Annotated in this window: 15 protein-coding genes; 7 read left to right on the top strand and 8 right to left on the bottom strand. The window is 58.3% G+C overall.

All coding sequences use genetic code 11. The annotated features are described in order from the left end of the window. The first annotated feature begins 200 nt into the window (after positions 1-200). Genes bchH through KCQ76_RS07450 form a run of 4 tightly spaced genes read left to right on the top strand, consistent with a single transcriptional unit; the run spans position 201 to position 7,537 of the window. Positions 201-3,959 (top strand): magnesium chelatase subunit H, encoded by a 3,759-nt coding sequence (gene bchH, locus KCQ76_RS07465; RefSeq protein ID WP_046203073.1) that lies wholly within the window; start codon positions 201-203, stop codon positions 3,957-3,959. A 20-nt stretch (positions 3,960-3,979) separates the two neighbouring features. Next, a complete protein-coding gene (locus KCQ76_RS07460; RefSeq protein ID WP_046203074.1) occupies positions 3,980-4,915 on the top strand; it encodes a magnesium chelatase ATPase subunit I in 936 nt (311 codons plus the stop codon). A gap of 17 nt (positions 4,916-4,932) precedes the next feature. Next, positions 4,933-6,885, top strand: a complete 1,953-nt coding sequence (locus KCQ76_RS07455) for a VWA domain-containing protein (RefSeq protein ID WP_046203075.1) — start codon at positions 4,933-4,935, stop codon at positions 6,883-6,885. Positions 6,886-6,928: 43 nt separating this feature from the next. Beyond that, on the top strand, positions 6,929-7,537 hold the full coding sequence (locus tag KCQ76_RS07450) for a DUF402 domain-containing protein (protein ID WP_046203076.1): 609 nt from the start codon (positions 6,929-6,931) through the stop codon (positions 7,535-7,537). A 78-nt stretch (positions 7,538-7,615) separates the two neighbouring features. Here KCQ76_RS07450 and phnE read toward each other — a convergent pair whose 3' ends face one another. The 4 genes from phnE to KCQ76_RS07430 all read right to left on the bottom strand — a co-directional run bounded on the left by phnE (position 7,616) and on the right by KCQ76_RS07430 (position 11,825). Next, on the bottom strand, positions 7,616-8,545 hold the full coding sequence (gene phnE, locus KCQ76_RS07445) for a phosphonate ABC transporter, permease protein PhnE (RefSeq protein WP_231725381.1): 930 nt from the start codon (positions 8,543-8,545) through the stop codon (positions 7,616-7,618). After that, entirely contained in the window at positions 8,542-9,507 is a 966-nt protein-coding gene (locus KCQ76_RS07440) for a phosphonate ABC transporter ATP-binding protein (RefSeq protein WP_197416786.1), read from the bottom strand. Before KCQ76_RS07440 ends, phnE begins: the two co-directional genes overlap by 4 nt. Before the next feature lie 49 nt (positions 9,508-9,556). Beyond that, on the bottom strand, positions 9,557-10,468 hold the full coding sequence (locus KCQ76_RS07435) for a phosphate/phosphite/phosphonate ABC transporter substrate-binding protein (RefSeq protein ID WP_231725380.1): 912 nt from the start codon (positions 10,466-10,468) through the stop codon (positions 9,557-9,559). 142 nt (positions 10,469-10,610) lie between these two features. Further along, positions 10,611-11,825 (bottom strand): TIGR03364 family FAD-dependent oxidoreductase, encoded by a 1,215-nt coding sequence (locus KCQ76_RS07430; RefSeq protein WP_046203186.1) that lies wholly within the window; start codon positions 11,823-11,825, stop codon positions 10,611-10,613. A 222-nt stretch (positions 11,826-12,047) separates the two neighbouring features. Between KCQ76_RS07430 and KCQ76_RS07425 the strand changes: the two genes are divergently transcribed. Continuing rightward, positions 12,048-12,827 (top strand): HAD hydrolase-like protein, encoded by a 780-nt coding sequence (locus KCQ76_RS07425; RefSeq protein WP_046203078.1) that lies wholly within the window; start codon positions 12,048-12,050, stop codon positions 12,825-12,827. A 75-nt stretch (positions 12,828-12,902) separates the two neighbouring features. On the opposite strand, the gene KCQ76_RS07420 is transcribed toward KCQ76_RS07425, so the two are convergent. Next, positions 12,903-14,693 (bottom strand): formate--tetrahydrofolate ligase, encoded by a 1,791-nt coding sequence (locus KCQ76_RS07420; protein ID WP_231725379.1) that lies wholly within the window; start codon positions 14,691-14,693, stop codon positions 12,903-12,905. Positions 14,694-14,737: 44 nt separating this feature from the next. Here KCQ76_RS07420 and KCQ76_RS07415 point away from each other — a divergent pair, with 44 nt between their 5' ends. Beyond that, positions 14,738-15,052, top strand: a complete 315-nt coding sequence (locus KCQ76_RS07415; RefSeq protein ID WP_046203079.1) for a DMT family transporter — start codon at positions 14,738-14,740, stop codon at positions 15,050-15,052. Between the two features lie 3 nt (positions 15,053-15,055). Here KCQ76_RS07415 and KCQ76_RS07410 read toward each other — a convergent pair whose 3' ends face one another. Together KCQ76_RS07410 and KCQ76_RS07405 are read right to left on the bottom strand one after the other, a co-directional pair. Then, on the bottom strand, positions 15,056-15,235 hold the full coding sequence (locus KCQ76_RS07410) for a hypothetical protein (RefSeq protein WP_146003166.1): 180 nt from the start codon (positions 15,233-15,235) through the stop codon (positions 15,056-15,058). 127 nt (positions 15,236-15,362) lie between these two features. Then, the gene (locus tag KCQ76_RS07405) at positions 15,363-16,532 is read right to left on the bottom strand and encodes an acyl-CoA dehydrogenase (protein ID WP_046203080.1); all 1,170 of its coding nucleotides are present in this window, start codon (positions 16,530-16,532) and stop codon (positions 15,363-15,365) included. A 192-nt stretch (positions 16,533-16,724) separates the two neighbouring features. Between KCQ76_RS07405 and KCQ76_RS07400 the strand changes: the two genes are divergently transcribed. Next, on the top strand, positions 16,725-17,480 hold the full coding sequence (locus tag KCQ76_RS07400) for a DUF4232 domain-containing protein (protein WP_160296129.1): 756 nt from the start codon (positions 16,725-16,727) through the stop codon (positions 17,478-17,480). Between the two features lie 80 nt (positions 17,481-17,560). Here the strand turns inward: KCQ76_RS07400 and KCQ76_RS07395 are convergent, their stop codons facing one another. Further along, complete coding sequence (locus tag KCQ76_RS07395; protein ID WP_231725378.1) at positions 17,561-18,295, bottom strand: nucleoside/nucleotide kinase family protein; 735 nt, start codon at positions 18,293-18,295, stop codon at positions 17,561-17,563. Between the last annotated feature and the right edge of the window lie 10 nt (positions 18,296-18,305).

Genomic DNA, 18,305 nt, shown 5'->3' with positions numbered 1-18,305 from the left:
AAAGCTCACCGTAGGTCAAGGGCGATGAGCGAGCGTGACGCGGCATCTCCACCGGTCACACAATGGGGCACCCGAACGTGCGAATCGTGCTCAGGCTACCACCTCCCCACATCCCTTTCATCTTTCCTATGCTGTGTGGTGGTACAGCCTTGGTTCGCTCTCGGTTCGTTGTCACGCCAACTTCTCGTTAGGACACTGTCATGCGCATTCTTTTTCTCGGATTCGGTGGCTCCATTGCGCTCACTATGCACTCCGCATGGGACGAATTCCGCGAGAAGTATGCCGCAGACACCGCGGACCCCGACGACGAGACCGCTGGGGCTGGTGCTGGCGATGCTGGTGGTACTGAACCTGTTGATTTACGTCACCGGCCTTTCGACGCCGGGACGCTCGCAACCGCGGACGATCTTGATGCACAACTGGCTGCAGCCGATGCCGTGTTCGTCCAAGGTCCGCTGACTCCAGAAGACATCGACGCTCTTGGCACAGCCCTTGACGTTGCTATCGAGGAAGCGGGCCACTCCGGGCGCGCCTTCGTGGTCTCCGCATCGGTGCCCTGCGCCGATCCCATCGTTAACCGGGCAACCTCACCACGGCCAGGAATTACGGCGCGCTTAAGAGAAGCACTCCGGCAACTTACGCCTGATGGAATGTGCCACGCTATTCGTCTGGTGCGCACCGTCTTAGCCGGGGTGCCCGATCCCGGTTCTCTCGCACAGTCTCGCCCGCACGGCATCATTTCTCTTAACGACGACGACCTCTTGCGCGCTTACGGATATGCCGTGACTCCGACGGGTGGGGAAACTTCGGCCGATGGGGATGACCGCCCCCAGATCGTTCGCGCTCCAGAGGGCGTACGCATTGGGATTGCCGCCAGCCCGTTCCAGGTAGCCAGCCACGACACCCTCGCGGTCTCATATATCGCGAAACTCGTTGAGGCTAGTGGCGCTACAGCCGTTGTGTGGGCGGGAGATCCGACCGACGTGCCCGATGGCGTCGAGCCTCCACCGGCCGTGGACGCGTGGATGAACCTCACCGGTTTCACGCTTGCGGGAACGCACGCGAATCCCCGTGTCGATAATGGCGTCGAATTCCTCACGGACACTGGCGTTCCCATGATCACCCCGGTCCCTCTCTTGCGGATGGCCTTGGATCGGTGGCAAACGTCGGATCTGCCTGGCCTGACAGCGGGCCAGGTGTCGATGAATATCGCTATTCCTGAATTCGAATCAGGGCTAGCGCCGTGGGTAATCGGTGGGCGCGGCATCCCGGCCGTTAACACTGATGACTCCGATCACCCCGTCGACCCAAGACTCGCCGTCGAACGGATGCTCCCCGACCCTTACATGTGCGCACTCGTGGTGAACCGCACCATCAGAACCGTGGCACTCCGCCGCCTGCCCGCGGGGCAGCGAAAACTCTCCATCACCATTTTTGGCCACGATGCCGACGGGACAATTGGTACCGCCGCGCACCTCGATGTGTTCCGCTCGCTGTGGAACTTCCTCCATCACCTCCGCTCAGAGGGCTATACCGTCGAGATTCCCAAATCTCCGGAGGCCCTCGTCGATAGTCTTTTTGATTCCGACGCGGGTAACCGCAGCACGTGTCATGTCGCGGCAACATGGCCCGCCACGGAGTACAACAAGGCGTTAACGTCGTCGCAGGTCAGCCGCATCGACCGACTATGGACCCGGACTCCCGGGATGATCGACACGGACGGGCGCGAGCTTTTCATCCGCGGAGTTCGCCTTGGCAACGTGTTCGTCGGCGTGCAACCGGATTTTGGCGATGTTGCGGACCCCCTCAATGTCCTCATGGCGCCCGAGGCCTCCCCCTCGCATTCTTTCGCCGCCTATTACCTCTGGCTAGAACACGAATTCAGCCACGACGTCATGCTCCACTGGGGTACCCACGGGGCTCTGGAATTCATGCCCGGGCGTTCCACCGGGCTGATCAGGAACGACTGGCCGCTGCTCCTCACCGACAGCGTCCCGCACTCGTACCTGTACGCCATGAGCAACCCCGCTGAGGGCACGATCGCGAAACGTCGATCCTTCGCCGGTTTGGTTAGCTACCTCACTCCTCAACTTATCGACGCTGGCCTCCACGGTGCCCTGGCCGCTGCCGCCGAGGAAGCGTTCCGGCTGTTGACGTCGGCCAAGGACGGCTCTGTGGAGCTGGATGCGGAGACCTGTTCTGAATTGGTCACGCTGGCCGCCGAAGCGGATCTGACCGACTGTCCACCGCCCAACAGCGGTGATGAAGCGAATGGCGATACGGGTGAGGATGATAGCGACGACGACGGCTCCCACAATCTCTGGCACGAATGGGTCAGTAACATTTCCGCTACCGCGGAGCGAATCCGCCGCACTCCTATTCCAGAAGGCCTCCACACACTCGGCGAACCTCTCAACGAGGATAAAACCGCGCGGATACTGAGCCTCGCCTGTACCTACCCGTTGGCGACGTCCGATCCCCTTGCTGATCACCTGGACGAAGAACACATCACGGCGGCCGTCAACGCCGTCGTCCACGACGATTTCGCGCGATTCACTTCCCTCGTGGCGGGCGCATTCGATAGTGATGCGAAGACCACAACTGCAACCCCGACGTCGTGGTTCCGCCACCTCCGTCGGCTCCACTCCCAACTAACGTCGTCGAAGGAAACCGAGGGGCTCCTCGCGGCACTATCCGGAAACTATATTCCCCCTGCACCCGGAGGAGAACCCGCATCACGCCCCGAATCCCTCCCCACTGGCCGGAACACACATGGTGCCGACCCGGCCACCATGCCCACGCCCACTGCGGCCCGACGCGGCGCGGCCACCGCCGACGCACTCGTCGAACAAATACGGCACGAAGAAGGCCACTACCCCGAATCCATCGCCATGGTGATCTGGGGAATGGACAACGTCAAAACAAACGGCGAAGGCATTGCACAAGCATTTCATTTGATCGGGGCAGAACCTCTCACCGACGAGCGGGGACGCGTCAGCCGATTCCGGATCATCCCCCTCGAGGAGCTGAGACGGCCCCGCGTTGACGTAGTCTGCACCATGTCGGGCGTCGGCCGAGATCTTCTCGCGGGCCCCATGGAGCTGCTTGACGATGCCATCCACGCCATCGCGTCGCTACCCGAAGATCCAGAGGACAATCCGATCCGCGCCCACGCCATGCAACAGGTGGAAGAACTTGGCCTAGACCTCGATTCGGCCGCAACCCGCATTTATGCCACTGCGCCGGGCAATTATGGGACCGGCGTCAACAAGCTCGTGCAGTCCTCAGAGTGGGACGACAACTCCGATTTGGCCGAGGTGTATCTGCATCGCATGGGCCACGCGTGGGGCAAGCACGTTAAGGGCAAGGAGAACCGGACTCTCTTGGAGTCCAGTCTGTCTCGTGTTTCCGCCACATTCCAGAATGTGGATTCGACTGAGATTTCGTTGGCCGGCGTCGACCATTATTTCGAGTTCCTGGGCGGTGTGTCGAGCGTCGTTGAGACGGTATCGGGTGCACGGCCATCCGCGAAGGTTTCTCACGCTTGGCAGCATGAGACCAATGTTGAGTCGCTGGATGATGCGATGAGGTTGGAGTCTCGGACGCGTCTGCTCAATCCCGCCTGGTATGAAGCCCAGCTCAAGCATGGTTATCAGGGTGTGGCGAACATCCGGTCCCGTTTTGAAAACACGTTCGGTATGCAGGCTACGGCCCGCGTCGTCGATAATTGGGTTTTTGACCGAACTGCGTCCACATTTATTACCGACGATGACATGCGCGAACGGTTAGCCGAGCACAATCCTGCGGCCGTTCTCTCGATGACGGAGCGTCTGCTTGAGGCCGCGGACCGTGGCCTCTGGGACACAGACGACGATCTACTCGACCAATTGGAAGATATTTCAGATAGCCTGGATGCGACCGTCGAAGGTGTTACTCCGATGTCTTCCGCCCGGCACTAACGCGAATCGTAGGTAACCGAATGAACCGCGTGTATCCCTTTACACACATCCACGGACAAGATGAGCTCAAAGAAGCACTAATCCTCTGCGCAATTGATCCCGGCATCGGGGGTGTGCTCGCTTTCGGCGACAGGGGAACAGGAAAAACAACGACGGTCCGCGCGTTAGGGCAATTGCTGTCGCAGCATGGTGGGTCTTCTTCTTCGCAAACACCGGTTATCGACGTTCCTCTCGGCGTGACTGAAGACCGCCTGATCGGGTCGCTTGATATCGACGCCGCGCTGACAACTGGCGAGGCGCGGTTTCGCCCGGGATTGTTGGCCGACGCCAACAATGGGTTCCTCTATATCGACGAAATTAATCTGCTTGACGACCACTTGGTGGATGTCTTGCTCGATGTCGCGGCGTCCGGGGTCAACATTGTGGAGCGCGACGGCATTAGCCACACGCACCCGGCGCGATTTGTGCTGGTGGGGTCCGGCAATCCTGAAGAGGGTGACTTGCGGCCACAATTGCAGGACCGGTTCGGCCTGGCCTTGCGCGTGGACACTCTCACCGATCCGACTGAGCGCATGACTATTGTTCGCGAGCGACTCGCTTTCGACGCGGACCCTGAGGCTTTTCTTGATGACGCCAAGGAAGAAGAGCAGGAGCTGGCCACGTCTATTGAGCAGGCGCGTGACCGCGTCCGTGATATTGAGCTCAGTGAAGATGCTGTGCTTACTGCCGTTGAGGTCTGTACTGAAACGGGATGCGTGGGGCATCGGGGCGAGCTGGTCATCACCCGTGCTGCACGTGCACGGGCTGCCCTCCACGGTAACAACACTGTGACCAGGGAGGATGTTGATGCGGTGGCCCTCGCGGCGCTCCGGCATCGCGTGCCGACCGAAGCATTCGAAGCACCAGGCGATGTTGATGCGCGGTTGACGCGCACTATTCACCAGGTATGTGAATAACTATTTTCCGACCGATAATGAGCCCGACCATTAACGAGAGTGACACCATGGCATATCCTGGCTCTTTGGCACACGCCATTGATGCACTACAGGTATGGGTGCAGTCCCGCCCTTCGTGGCTGTTGCTCACGGGCGATTCGGTGCGGATCAACGAATCGTTAGATGCGCTGGGGGAACTTTGGGCGGACACGAAGCATGAATCGGTGATCCGCATGAGCCCGAGTATGACGCCCCCTGATATCACGCGGATGAGCACGTCGTTTAATCACGACCAATCCGACGTCGCGAGGGAAGCTGAGGTTGCACCCCGGGGTGATGTACCCGGACGCAACGCACCCCAGCGCGATGGGCTCGTCATCATTCACAATGCTCATCTTCTTGAGGTGGATACCGCCGCAGCCATCGCCCAGCACTTTTCGTCATGCCATGTTATCTCTGCCGTGCCCGATTCACGGCAGACGTCGACGCTCGATGAAGTGCCCTCCGTCATACTCGATCATGTCGGCCCGATTTTGTCGGCTCCCTACACCACCGACCCTGACATGATTGCCACACTCGCATCGCGCTACATGCCCGCTGGCACTTCCCGCACGACCACAGTCGACGAGGTTCGTGTTACCGACGAACGTGGCGATGCCGACGATACCGACGTCGGGACTAAAGATTCTGATACCAGGAAGGATGGTGCTCGGGCCGTCGACGGTGATGATGAGCTCAGCCAATGGGTGGCCAGAGCGCTCATGACTCATCTCGGGAGCCAGGCAACGCCGGGACTACTTCTCGACGCCATATATATGGCGCATGCTGCGCGGACCCTCGGGCGCGCCACGGAACATGTACACGAAGCCGTTGTCGATATGTTTATCCGGCCTCGGCTCCCGGAGGACGTTGACGACTCGGACTTTGACGATCATCCACGGAATAACGACGGCGACTACGAAGACGGTAACGAGAAAGAAAACAGCGCCAATCCGTCTGAGGCACAACCGGAGGATGCCGACACCCAGAGTTCCCCAAACGACCCAGACACCACCTCCAATGAGGAGCCTGTTTCAGATGAGTCCTCCGAGAATTCACCGTCACGGGAGAACGACTCCGGTGACACGTCGCGCGAGGAACGCAACGATCCTCCCCACAATGACGACGCCTCCACGGGAGAGGAAGCCCGGAACACTGACCCCGTCGATAAGCCTGATGACCAGCCTTTAGCCATCCCCCACGTCCCTCGCCGAGGGCGGACGTCAACCGCGGTGTGGCCCGGTCGTCATGGGCCACGTGGGATCTCCCATCGCGGCCGTGTTCGTCGGGTCATGCCAGCGCGAACCCATGACACCGATCTCGCGATTCTTCCCACTCTTGCTGCAGCGGCGCCGTGGCAGCGATTCCGGCATCGCCGTCAAGACGATCAGCAGAAGCAGAGTGGTCAGCACGATCAACGTCGAATCATCCTGACCCGCGATGATCTCCGCACGGCCCAACGCGAATCTGCTGGTGGCGAACTGGTCATCATCATTGTTGACGCATCCGGATCCATGGGCCGCGGCGCCATCCGCACGGCAAAATCCACCGCCCTAGAGGTTCTGCAATCGAGCTATCGGGACCGCAGCAAAGTCTGCATCATCGTCGCCCGGGGACATGAAGCAGCTATCGGGTTGCCCGTCACTCGGAGCCTGTCACGAGCCCGACGATGCCTCACTTCACTGCCCACGGGTGGCGGCACTCCCCTAGCCTCAGCACGACTTCGGGCAGCGAATATTGCCCGACGGTTTCCGCCCGAATTAGTCCGCGTCATCGAACTCTCCGACGGCCGTGCCAACGTCGGCCTTCCCCATTCACACGGCACCCCCACTGAGGATGCAGAGAAGGCCAAGTATGAACTCGATGCCGTGGTGTCATCGGTGACGTGCATACCGGTCTCGTCCCGGGGCCGGTCTCGACGGCGACGTCACAACCGCGATCGTCGAAACTAAACCGGCACAATTAACAAATCGGCATAATTAACACAGGATGGCTATGCAATCACCAACGACTCAGCCCCATCACAGAGCTATTCACGCTCCCAAACACGAAACATTCGATATCGACAGCAAGACAAATATTGACCCTAAGGGTTTCACACGCACCGTCGATACGTATGTCGAAACATCATTCGGGCTTTATATGGGTAGAGGAGCAGACCATCCACGGTTCGGATATATCGAAGCATGGTTATTGCGTGAACCCGATATCCGAATCACAAAATTCCACTTTCGGTCAGAAACGAAAGCCAGTGAGGCGCTCACCGACAGGCAAGAGTTTTATATCGACATCGCGCACAACACGCGTGATAGTGAGCGCCCCATCTGGACGACCACCGACTACTACGCGGACATCGTTCTCTACCGCAACGATTCCGCCGCGCACGACCGCTATTCCATGGAAGTCCTTGATCTCGATGAGCTCGAAGACGCCTACACCCAAGGCTTTATCACTGCCGCCGAATTGGCGCACGCTCTCTCCGTGACAGCCATCGTCGTCGACGGGCTGACGACCTACGGGGATATCGACTCCTGGTTAGAACAGTTCAATATCGCTTTGACCTGGAAAAACGCCGACGATATCTCATTGACACCTGCGCCCTAATTCCGACGACAGACGCGTGACGCGGCCAGCACTCCCCTCTCAGCGTGGACCGCGTCGACTCGTCGACAACGTCGTGAACTACAAGTGCCGACGAAGCCACGCACTTAATTGGTCCACCACGATCACAAGAACGAGAACCATGATGATGTAGGTAAGCATTTCATCAAATTGAAATGTCTTAATTGACCTATTAATTAATAATCCGATTCCGCCGGCGCCCACTAACCCTAAGACCAGCGAACTACGCACATTAACGTCAAACCGGTACAAAAGCAGACCAACAAGATTTGCCATCGACATCGGCAATACGGCGTGGCATACCTGCTGCACACGATTCGCCCCCGCCGTACGTAAAGCTATTTGAGGCCCGTCATCGATTTCCTCGACGGCTTCCGCCCAGAGTTTTCCCATCACGCCTGTGTTATGCAGGATCAGCGCCATGACGCCGGCAAACGGGCCCAGCCCCACTGCGGTGACAAAAATGAGGGCAAAGACAATGTCAGGTACCGCCCTAAGGAATGACAACACTGAACGGCATGCGTGGTACACCGTACGATGAGGGGTAACTGTTTCCGCAGCTCCCAGGGATAAAACGAAGGCAAGCGGAACGGAAAAGGTCGTACCCAAGAGCCCGATCCAGAGCGTTGTCAGAAGTCCCTCGAAACCAGGCTTAACGACGCCGTCCATGTCGAGGTTCGGCGGGAAAGCATCCTTAAAGAACGCCACCATATTTGACCAACCGTCAATCAGTTTCTCGACATAAAACTCGGTGCTATTGACAGCGATCGCGTGGATAATCACGGCCACAGCAATGGCGGTGATCCAGCCAACCCACAGTCGCGCTTTCGGCCTCTTCGGTATCACTACGGGTTGGACCAGGATGTGCGGGACAGCCGCGAGTCGTGAGTCTACGGAACCTGCGCTGTGAGTCCCCCGATTGAACGACGACCCCTCAGTACGCTCGCGCCGGATGGTGGAGGAAGATTGCGGTTGAACTAATTTACTCACTGTCGTCCTTCCAGCTGGCCGAATGCGGTACGGTTTCGCTCAAGTTCATCACGGGCGGACACCTCGGCGTCTTTATCAAAGGGAATGGGTGCATCGATGGCACGGGACTTCTGATTGCCGACGGTATAAAGGCTGCTTATGGTATCGAGGTCACATGCGTGACGGGGCAGGTCGAAAGCCACCAACCCTTCCTTAATGCCGATGATGGTGTCGCAATACTCCAGGGCCAGCTCTGGCTGATGGACGACAGCGATGCACGCAATGTTCGCCTCTATCGAAATGTCACGGAGCAGCCCCATGACCTGGTGCGCAGCCGTTGGGTCGAGAGCTGATGTGGGCTCATCGGCAAGAACTACGCGGGCTCTCTGGCATAGGGCTCTCGCCACTGCCACTCGTTGCTGTTGCCCACCGGACAGCGATCCGCATCGGTCGAAGGCTCGATCTGCTAGCCCAACACGTTCTAGGCACCCCATCGCCTCTTCGCGGAGGAACTGCGGGAATGTCCACGTAGTCAGAGATCGCCAGAAAGGAATGTGGGCGAGCCCACCAACACACACATTGTCGAGAACGCTCCACCTGGGGACTAGGTGGATCTTCTGGAAGATCATTGCCGTTCCCACAGAAGTATCGATCGTGATATCGCCCTGGTCAGGTTTATGGAGCCCGGCGACGATGCGCAATGCTGTCGATTTCCCCGAACCATTGGCACCGAGGAGCGCCACCATCTCCCCCTCGGATGCCGAGAAACTGATATTGCGGAGAACATGGTTATCCCCAAATGCTTTAGCAATATCTCTCACCTGGACTAATGTCCTCCCGGAGGAATGGGTGTCGCCGGTATCGCTGTGTAATCCGGCGGATTCTTCCTGTGTGAGAAGCACCGGGCTAGGTATGTTTTCCGCAGGATATGGTCGTCGGTGTTCATTGTTTTTATTCCACATGGTGTCTCCCTGAGTAGCCACTAGCCGAGTCTGGGCTTGGAGTGTCCAGCTGTGTTGCCCGGCCCGAGCATTATTCAACGTCATCCGTGGTCAGGCCCAGCGCCGCACTGAGTTCAAAAAGCGCCGAGTAGTCCTGCTTTGTCACGCGAACCAACGGGCCGGGCGGATCAACGTCGAGGTATCCAGCCACCTTCTTCACCGTGCTGGGATCCAGCTGAGTCAGCGCAGTTCGCAGCTTGCGCTTGAGCTCGGGGTTAGCTTTCTTCGACACCGTGATGGGGTCATTCGGAATAGGGTCCGATTTCCATATTTGGACGTAGTCATCAGGTTGAAAACGTCCTTCACTGATCGCAGTGGCCAACGTTTGGGAGTTGATCTCTGCCGCATCGACGGCACCATTCGTCAACGACATCAACGCTTCGGGGTGCCCGCCGGCATAATCCATGGTCAGATCTTTATCGGAGAGACCAGCGTCTTTCACAGCTTTGCGCGGAAGTGCATCGCCCGATGTCGACCCCACACCGCCCAAGGCCAATTGCTTTCCGCGCAGCGACGCCACGTCGTGAATTCCCGACGATTTCTTCGCCCAGATCCCCGCGGTATAGCTCGACAGTTTGCCCTCGGCGTCGCCGAATGACACGAGGGGCTCTGCTCCTGCTTTTTCGTCGGCAAAAACGTATCCCAGCGGGCCAAACTGCCCCAGCACGAGTGACCCGTTCCGCATGGCTAAAACCTCTGCCGAGTAGTCCTCCACAATCTGAACTTTGACGGGGCAATCCATCTTCTTGGTGAGGTCGTCGGCAATGGTTTTGTAGGCGGCTTCCAGGGCTTTCGGGTTTTCGTATGGCTCGACGCCGAAGGCAATCTTTCCGTACGGGCACGTCGGGCTTCCCGATGCACCGCCCGGGGCGCACGACACTAGGCATGCCGCGGAAAGTCCCATCAGCGAAGCAAAGGCAAGAGTGGTGATGCGGTGTCTCACTGGCACCCTTTCTGGAGTGGAGTGGAGTGGGAGGAAGAATGGGCGCCGAGAACAGAGAGTGACAATGCCACAACGCCATGAGGAGAGTCTTCGTTGCTGTAACGCCGATCACGACAAACCGACGGACTAATGGATAAAGCGGTTAAAAGTCAGGTGCATCGCAGTGTTCAGTAATCAAAGTTGCGATCCCGAACGACAAGGTCATCCCGATACCAGAAGCGACGACGGCCACCGTGGTGCGGTCGTCGGGCCGCTCAAGAACAAGGTTGGTGTCCGGGCTGTCCGCGTATCGGCCCTGCCAGCGCTGGCGCACCACGGGATGCTCGATGCCGAGATATGCAGACGCATTGTCCATAAGCAGGTCCGCGATGCTCTGCTGAATAAAGAGCTCAGGAGACTGCGCATAATCATGGGAATCGCCGATAAATATTCCGCTACCACTGGAGTTGAGACCAGGAATTGCGCCGTCCGGCAAAGCAGTAGCCATAAGGTTGGCAATACATCCGACTAATTCGGGCTTCGTATCTAATAATTCTTCACGCAGATCCGGCACACCGGACATCGCAGCCACGCCGTCATAACGGGCGAGCGACGTCCCCGTCAGCATCGCGAGATCCTCGGGAATATGGTCAGGGCGATCAATCAACGCCATGGTCAGGATGCAGGTTCTTAGTCCATTGCGCTCCGCAATATCGGGGAAAATATTCCCGACATGGTGCCCGGGGCAGACAACGACTTCGTCGGCGGACAACGTTCCACGGGAGGTATCAACCTGCCCGTCCCCCACGTGGTGAACGGCCGTGTTCCAACTAAATTCGACGCCGTTCGCGGCGAGCCATTCTGCCAGGCGCGGTGCGGCTTCCCGAGGGTTGACTCTCATGTCGAGCGGTAAAAGTGCCCCACCAATGATGTCGTCAGCGCCGCTGTTTTCGGAGCCCGTGAGGCCCAGCCGTTCACGCGTGTCATCCGCGTTCAAAAGAGTGACCTGCTCAGAACCGCGGTGGTCGTGGAACTGGCGGAGCACGGTCATCTCGGTCTCGCTCACAGTGGGTACGACTGTGCCGGGTTGCGCCGCCCACAAGCCAGTTTCAGCGGCGGCTGCTTTCCATCCATCACGGGAGTCTGCCGCGACATCCTGAATAGCGTCGGCTTGGGCAGTAAAGCACGCGTGGCCGAAGTTTTGGATAGAGGCGCCGACCGGACGGTTAGCACGATCAATAACGTGAACTCGCCGTCCCTGGTGATGAGCGCGCCACGCAGTAGCAAGGCCTACGATGCCTGCGCCCACGATAATAAGATCGGTTTTATTCCCCACTCCGTTCTCGTGAGACTGTGTTTCCTCGGCTGACCTAAACATATCCATAATCTCTATGGTGGTCGCCTTAAGTTCGATATGTCGAGTTTTTATCAATAAATTCACGCAGGTTTCATCTGTACTTTCCCTAAGCAGTCAGATCATGTAACCGAGTATTTACATCACGTCATTTTCACTTTGTGAACCGTGAAAAGAACCCGTGGGACCCGCAGTTTGTGTCCCTAAACCGTGTACTCAGTCCAGCGAACCTGTTAGGGTTCAGACATGACCCTCCTTGTATGCGATATTGCTGGCACCACGATCGACGAAGGCGGAGTCGTGTACCGCCAATTGCGCGAAAGCGTGGAAAAACAGGGCATCACCGTTACGCCTGACCAGGTCAACCAGGTCAAGGGAACGGAAAAACGTAGCGCGATTATCACGCTGTTGAGCACCGGTGGTTTTACCCCGTCGGAAGAGACCATCACCACTGCATACAACGATTTTCTCGAAGGGCTGCAGACGGAATACACCAATAACCCGCCGACGCCTATCCCCGGAGTGGAAAAGCTTTTACGGGAGTTCCAGCGCAAGGGCGGAAAAGTTGCGCTGACCACCGGATTTCAGCGTTCGATTGCCGAGATTGTCCTCTCCGCGGCTGGGTGGGGTGCCCGTGCTCTGTCTATGGCTCCGTATGAAACAACCGTTTCATCTCGACTTATCGACGACGCAGACAACGCCCCATTTTCCGTCGACGCACTGGTGACAAGCGACACCGTGCGGGCGGGCCGTCCCGCGCCTTACCTGATTCATCACGCCATGGAGCTCACCGGCGTGACGAACGTCGCTGAGGTGATTTCTGCGGGCGACACCACCGCTGATCTGGATGCCGCAACCAATGCAGGGGTGCGCGGAGTTGGCGTTCTCACCGGGTCGTTATCACGTGATGTTTTGGAGGCCCGACCGCACACGATCGTGCTGGATTCGTTGGCTGACCTGGGCTCATCGGAATCGCTGTCGGCTCTCAATGCTGCGGGCGAAGCCGTAACCGAATTGGATGGCTAAAACCGAACGGCTAAACGCGGCAATCTCGCTTCACTCCGCCCGCGCAGCCCGGGCACCTAACTAGCCCAAACGCCTCTAAAACAGCCCGGTAATAGTTCCGTCGTCGGTGACGTCGATCTCCATCGCAGCCGGGTGCTTCGGCAGCCCCGGCATCGTGAAAATTGTTCCGGTGAGGGCCACGACGAATCCGGGGCCGAGCTTGGGGATCAGCCGTTGGACATGCAGTGTGTGATTCGTCGGAGCACCGAGCATTGACGGATCGTCAGAAAACGAATACGGAGTCTTGGAAATACATACCGGCAACGTATCCCACCCGTGGCGCTTCAGCTGAGCCAGGTCTTTACCGGCTTGCTGGGAATATTCGACCTGCTCAGCGCCGTAAATGTCGTGCGCAATGGTTGCGATGCTTGCCTTAACACCTTGTTGCGGATCGTAAATACGCGTCCGCGCTGTACCCGATTGACCTGTGTCGGTCCGCACCGGCTCGTCCGCTAACGCTTCACGAACCTGGGCCACCAAGTCAGCGGCCCCTGCACCGCCTTCACCCCACACATTCGCTACGGCCGCACGAAGTCCATGGTCGTCCGCCCACTCCTTGCTAGCCGACAGTTCCGCGTCGGTATCAGTGATGAACTTATTGACGGCCACAATCGGCTGCATTCCCAGCCGCCTTAGTGATGCGCAATGGCGTTCTACATTGGCCAGTCCGGACCGCACGGCCTTCACGTTCTCTTCGTTGAGGTCACCGCGTGCCACACCGCCGTTGTATTTCAGCGACCGGGCAGTCACCACAATGACCGCCACGTCTGCGGCAAAATCGCCGGCCACCGAGGCAATATCCGTGAATTTTTCCGCACCCAGATCGGCTCCGAACCCGGCCTCTGTCACCACAACATCAGCCAATTCACGTGCGGTGTTAGTGGCGATGACACTGTTGCAACCATGCGCAATATTCGCGAATGGTCCCCCGTGGATCAGCGCCGGTGCCCCACCCAGAGTTTGGACAAGGTTCGGCGACATCGCATCGCGCAACAACGCAACAAGGGATCCCTCCACGCCCAAATCATGCACGAAGACCGGATCATTATCGCGCGTATAGCCGATGAGCATACGGCCAAGCCGCTCCCTCAAATCGGCGAGATCCCGCGCTAAGCACAGAACCGCCATCACTTCGCTGGCCGCGGTGATATCAAATCCGGCTTCGCGTGGCACGCCGCCACCTTTGCCGCCCAAACCAGTGATGATGTTTCGGAGGACACGGTCGTTCACATCCAGACACCGTCGCCACACGATCTTCCGTGGGTCAAGATTCAGCGAGTTCCCCTGCTGAACGTGATTATCGATCAGCGCGGCCAACGCATTATTAGCCGACGTGATCGCGTGAAGATCCCCCGTGAAGTGCAGGTTAATATCCTCCATGGGGACGACCTGCGAGTATCCCCCACCCGCAGCGCCACCTTTCATACCCAGCACTGGCCCCAAAGACGGCTCGCGCAGAGCGGCCATCGCTTTCACACCGACCGACGCCAGCCCGTCAACCAAACCAATAAGGACAGTTGATTTCCCCTCCCCCGCCGGCGTCGGAGACATGCCCGTCACCAGGACAACCTTCCCCTTCGTTGCACTCTGTGCTAACTTTCCGACGGTCACCTTGGCCTTCGTCGTTCCATAAGGCACCGTAGCTTCTTCGGGAATTCCGGCACGCCGAGCGACGTCGGCAATAGGTTCTAATTGGTGAGCTTGAGCGATGGAAACGTCAGAAGGCTGGCTACTGGTGTGAGCAGACGCTTCTGTGTGACCAGACGAGGACGGGTTCGAGGGTTTTTGTTCAGGTGCAGACACGATTCCCAGAATACCTAGGGCCATGCCTACCCGAGGGCAGTTGAAGAAAAAGAGAGGTAACGGACACCATGGCGTGGATCATCCTGATTGTCTCTGGCCTATTCGAGACCACCTGGGCCGTAGCGCTCCACGAGTCGCAGGGGTTTTCTCGGCTCGTGCCCTCCGTCATTTTCGTTATTGCCGCCGCGTTGAGCATGGTGGGACTGTCGCTGGCGATGCGCGATGTCCCCGTCGGCACGGCCTATGCGGTGTGGGTATCCATTGGAGCCGTTGGCACCGTCGTATGGGGAATGGCGACGGGGCAAGAGACGGTCTCCGCGCTCAAGATCGTGTTCCTGTTCATGATCATCGGCGGTGTGGCCGGCCTTAAAGCAACAAGTTAGCTGCTATTTCTCTTCACGCAGATCATTGATAGATTCGGCAACCGTAGCGGTCGGGTGGCGCTTTTGGTGCTGGGCAATCTCGTCACTACTCGGCATGGGATTGTCGCTCTTTTTTACATTTTGACTGAGCAGCTCCGGAACCACGACAACGAACCCAGCCACCAGCCCAAGGTTGGTAGCCATGGCATATTTACCCTTCACTGCAAACCAGATCGCTCCTACAACGCATACTGCGCCGACAAACCATAAAAATGGTCTGATCTTACGAAGAACAGATTGGATTTGCTTCTTAGTTCCCCACTTTAAGCGTCTACTTCAATATCTGTCGCCCCATCACCATGCGGCAGATTTGGTTCGTTCCCTCGTAGATCTGCGTGATTTTGGCATCGCGCATCATGCGTTCAACCGGGAAATCGCGGGTGTATCCGTAACCACCGAACAACTGCACAGCGTCCGTCGTCACCTGCATAGCGACGTCTGACGCATACGCCTTCGAGCCCGCAGCGAGCATACCTAAGCGCTCCCCGCCCTCGGCGTGGCCGCGCTCGGCATTAGACGCCGCGGTGTACACCATGAGGCGCGCAGCGTCGATCTTCATTTTCATGTCGGCAAGCATGAATTGCGTGTTCTGGAAATCGGCAATTCGGCGGCCGAACTGCTCACGCTCTTTCACGTACTTCACAGTTTGATCAAACGCCCCCTGCGCGATACCGAGAGCCTGCGCACCAATCGTCGGGCGCGTGTGATCCAGGGTTTCCAGGGCTGTCTTGAAACCGGTCCCTTCGTCGCCAATGATGCGGTCAGCGGGAATGCGGCAATCCTCGAAGTACAACTCGGCCGTCGGAGACCCCTTGATCCCTAGTTTCTTTTCTTTGGGGCCGACGACGAAGCCTTCATCATCGGCATGGACCATGAATGCGGAAATGCCGTTAGCGCCTTTATCCGGGTCGGTGACCGCCATCACGGTGTACCAAGTGGACTTGCCGCCGTTGGTAATCCAACATTTCGATCCATTGAGCACCCACGAGTCACTATCTTTGCGAGCACGCGTCTTCATCGATCCCGCATCGGAACCGGCACCGCGTTCCGACAGCGCGTATGAGGCCATCTTCCCGCCGGCAATATCCGGGAGGACCTGCTGCTTCAGCTCTTCCGAGCCCTTCAAAATGAGTCCCATCGTCCCCAACTTGTTCACGGCCGGGATCAACGAGGACGAACCACACACGCGCGCAACTTCCTCAATGACGATGCACGCCATGAGCGAATCCCCGCCGGCTCCGCCATACTCCTCTGGAATGTGCACAGCGTTGAAACCCGTCTCTACCAGTGCGTCCAGGGCTTCCTGCGGAAAACGCTCATTCTCGTCGACATCAGCGGCGTGCGGGGCGATGCTTTTCTCCGCGATCTCCCGGATGGCTTCACGCACCCCTTGGTAATCCTCCGGTAGCTGGTAAAGATCAAAATCAGAGTTCAGAGCCATGACGGTTCCTCTCACACATAGAAATCGATAAGACGCACGCCCGCGATCAGACATCAATACGCCACTTTTTTAACAACGAATGACTGTGATTTTAAAGGTTTCCGACGATCTATGAGACATAGTTCACGTAATTGGGTGCTAATTGGTTTTCTCCACCCGGCTGCATCATTACCGACGGCTACACTCGGACATATGAACCACTCACCGATGCCCCAGCGACACGCACGCTCTCATGGATCCGCCCGGCGCGGCGTATCAGCCCGGCGCGGTGCTATCTTCACTGCACTCACGGTGAGCACGTGCGTCCTCGCAGCATGTGGGAGCGGGACATCCTCCACGAACACGGGCTCAGAGTCGACGGTTCCTTCCACGAGCTCACAGACACAGGGCATTCCATCAGACTCGTCCGCTGCACCGTCGCCGTCACTGTCTGGTTCGTCGACAGCAGTCGAGCCGTCGACGACGAACGGCTCAGAACCTGACGACGCTGCAGCACAACAGGCTGCGGGTGCTGCGTCGACAAGACATGACGATCGGTGCCACACCTCGGATATCTCAGCTTCCCTGAAGACTGAGAGCGGAGCGGCCGGGTCCAGTTACCTCACGATCACCCTGACTAACCAGTCCGATCATCCCTGCACGTTTTATGGGTATCCCGGCGTGAGTGCCGTCGGTGGGAACGATGGGCACCAGATCGGTAAGCCGGCCGACAAGGACCACAATGCCACAGCGTCTCTTGTGACCGTCGCCCCTGGGGAGGCTGCCACTGTGACGGTCAAGAAGGCGCAGTCGGGAAATTACTCGCCGGAATCATATAAGCCCCAGCAGGCTCGTGGCCTGCGGATATATCCGCCTGACGAGAAGGCTGCGCTCTTTGTTGACTACCCCACGGACGCATGCTCTGGCGATACCGTTGACATGCATGTTGGGCCCATTACTAAGAAATAACAACCGCCAGTAAATGTGGCGAAATAGCGACTCAACTGTGGGGTGGGCCAGTAAACGCGGCCAGTGTGGTCGACCAAGCCTTATCCAGCCGTGAGGTCGTTCCAAATAGCGACGGTTGGTTTCCCACGCGAGGCTTCATAGTCTTTTTCCTGTTCGGCCCACATGGTCCAGAACTTTTCAAATCCTGGATCGCGGTGAAGTGCCCGCTGCTGTCGACGGTGTGCATCAGCGCGTACCTCAAAAGCCACGATGTCCGCATCTTCCTGGGGTTTCGGTGCCCGACCACTTCGAAGGCGTCGCTGATTGTGCAGTGACCGCTGATCACGCAGCCGTCGCTGAGCTAACAGTCGCCGACGGGCAGCTTTTAGCGACGCGGGTGTAACTGCGCCGACTCCCTCGACGATGAGCGGCTCGGCGGGATCCACGGCTACCCACTCCCCGGGAGCGTCGGCAGCCCAATCCCACCGACGATAGCCAGCGTCGGCAGGTGACAAAACGCAATCCGCCACGATTCTGGAGGCCTCCATCAGCCCAGACCATCCGGGGTAAAAATCATCACAATGGACCACCCGGGTTCCGGTCGCCTCCGCCAGATACCTAGCGAGCGTTGTTTTGCCCGAGCCCGACAATCCGTCGATGAGCACTGTGCTTCCCAGCTCGGCGGAAAAGCAATCGGGTATAGCTCCGTCGTCAACTAATCGACGCAGGGCTGCTGGGCCGTCGTCGGTACTGGCCACTCTGATTCCTACAGAGGAGGCTAACCGCGAAGACGTCGCTCCCGATTCGCGAAACAACGTGGTGATGTCACTTGTCATCGCCGGCTCC

This window comes from Corynebacterium parakroppenstedtii (assembly GCF_019754935.1).
GTDB classification, from domain to species: Bacteria; Actinomycetota; Actinomycetes; order Mycobacteriales; family Mycobacteriaceae; genus Corynebacterium; species Corynebacterium parakroppenstedtii.
Note: the sequence above shows the minus strand (reverse complement) of the source record. Positions and strands in the feature narration are given on the sequence as shown.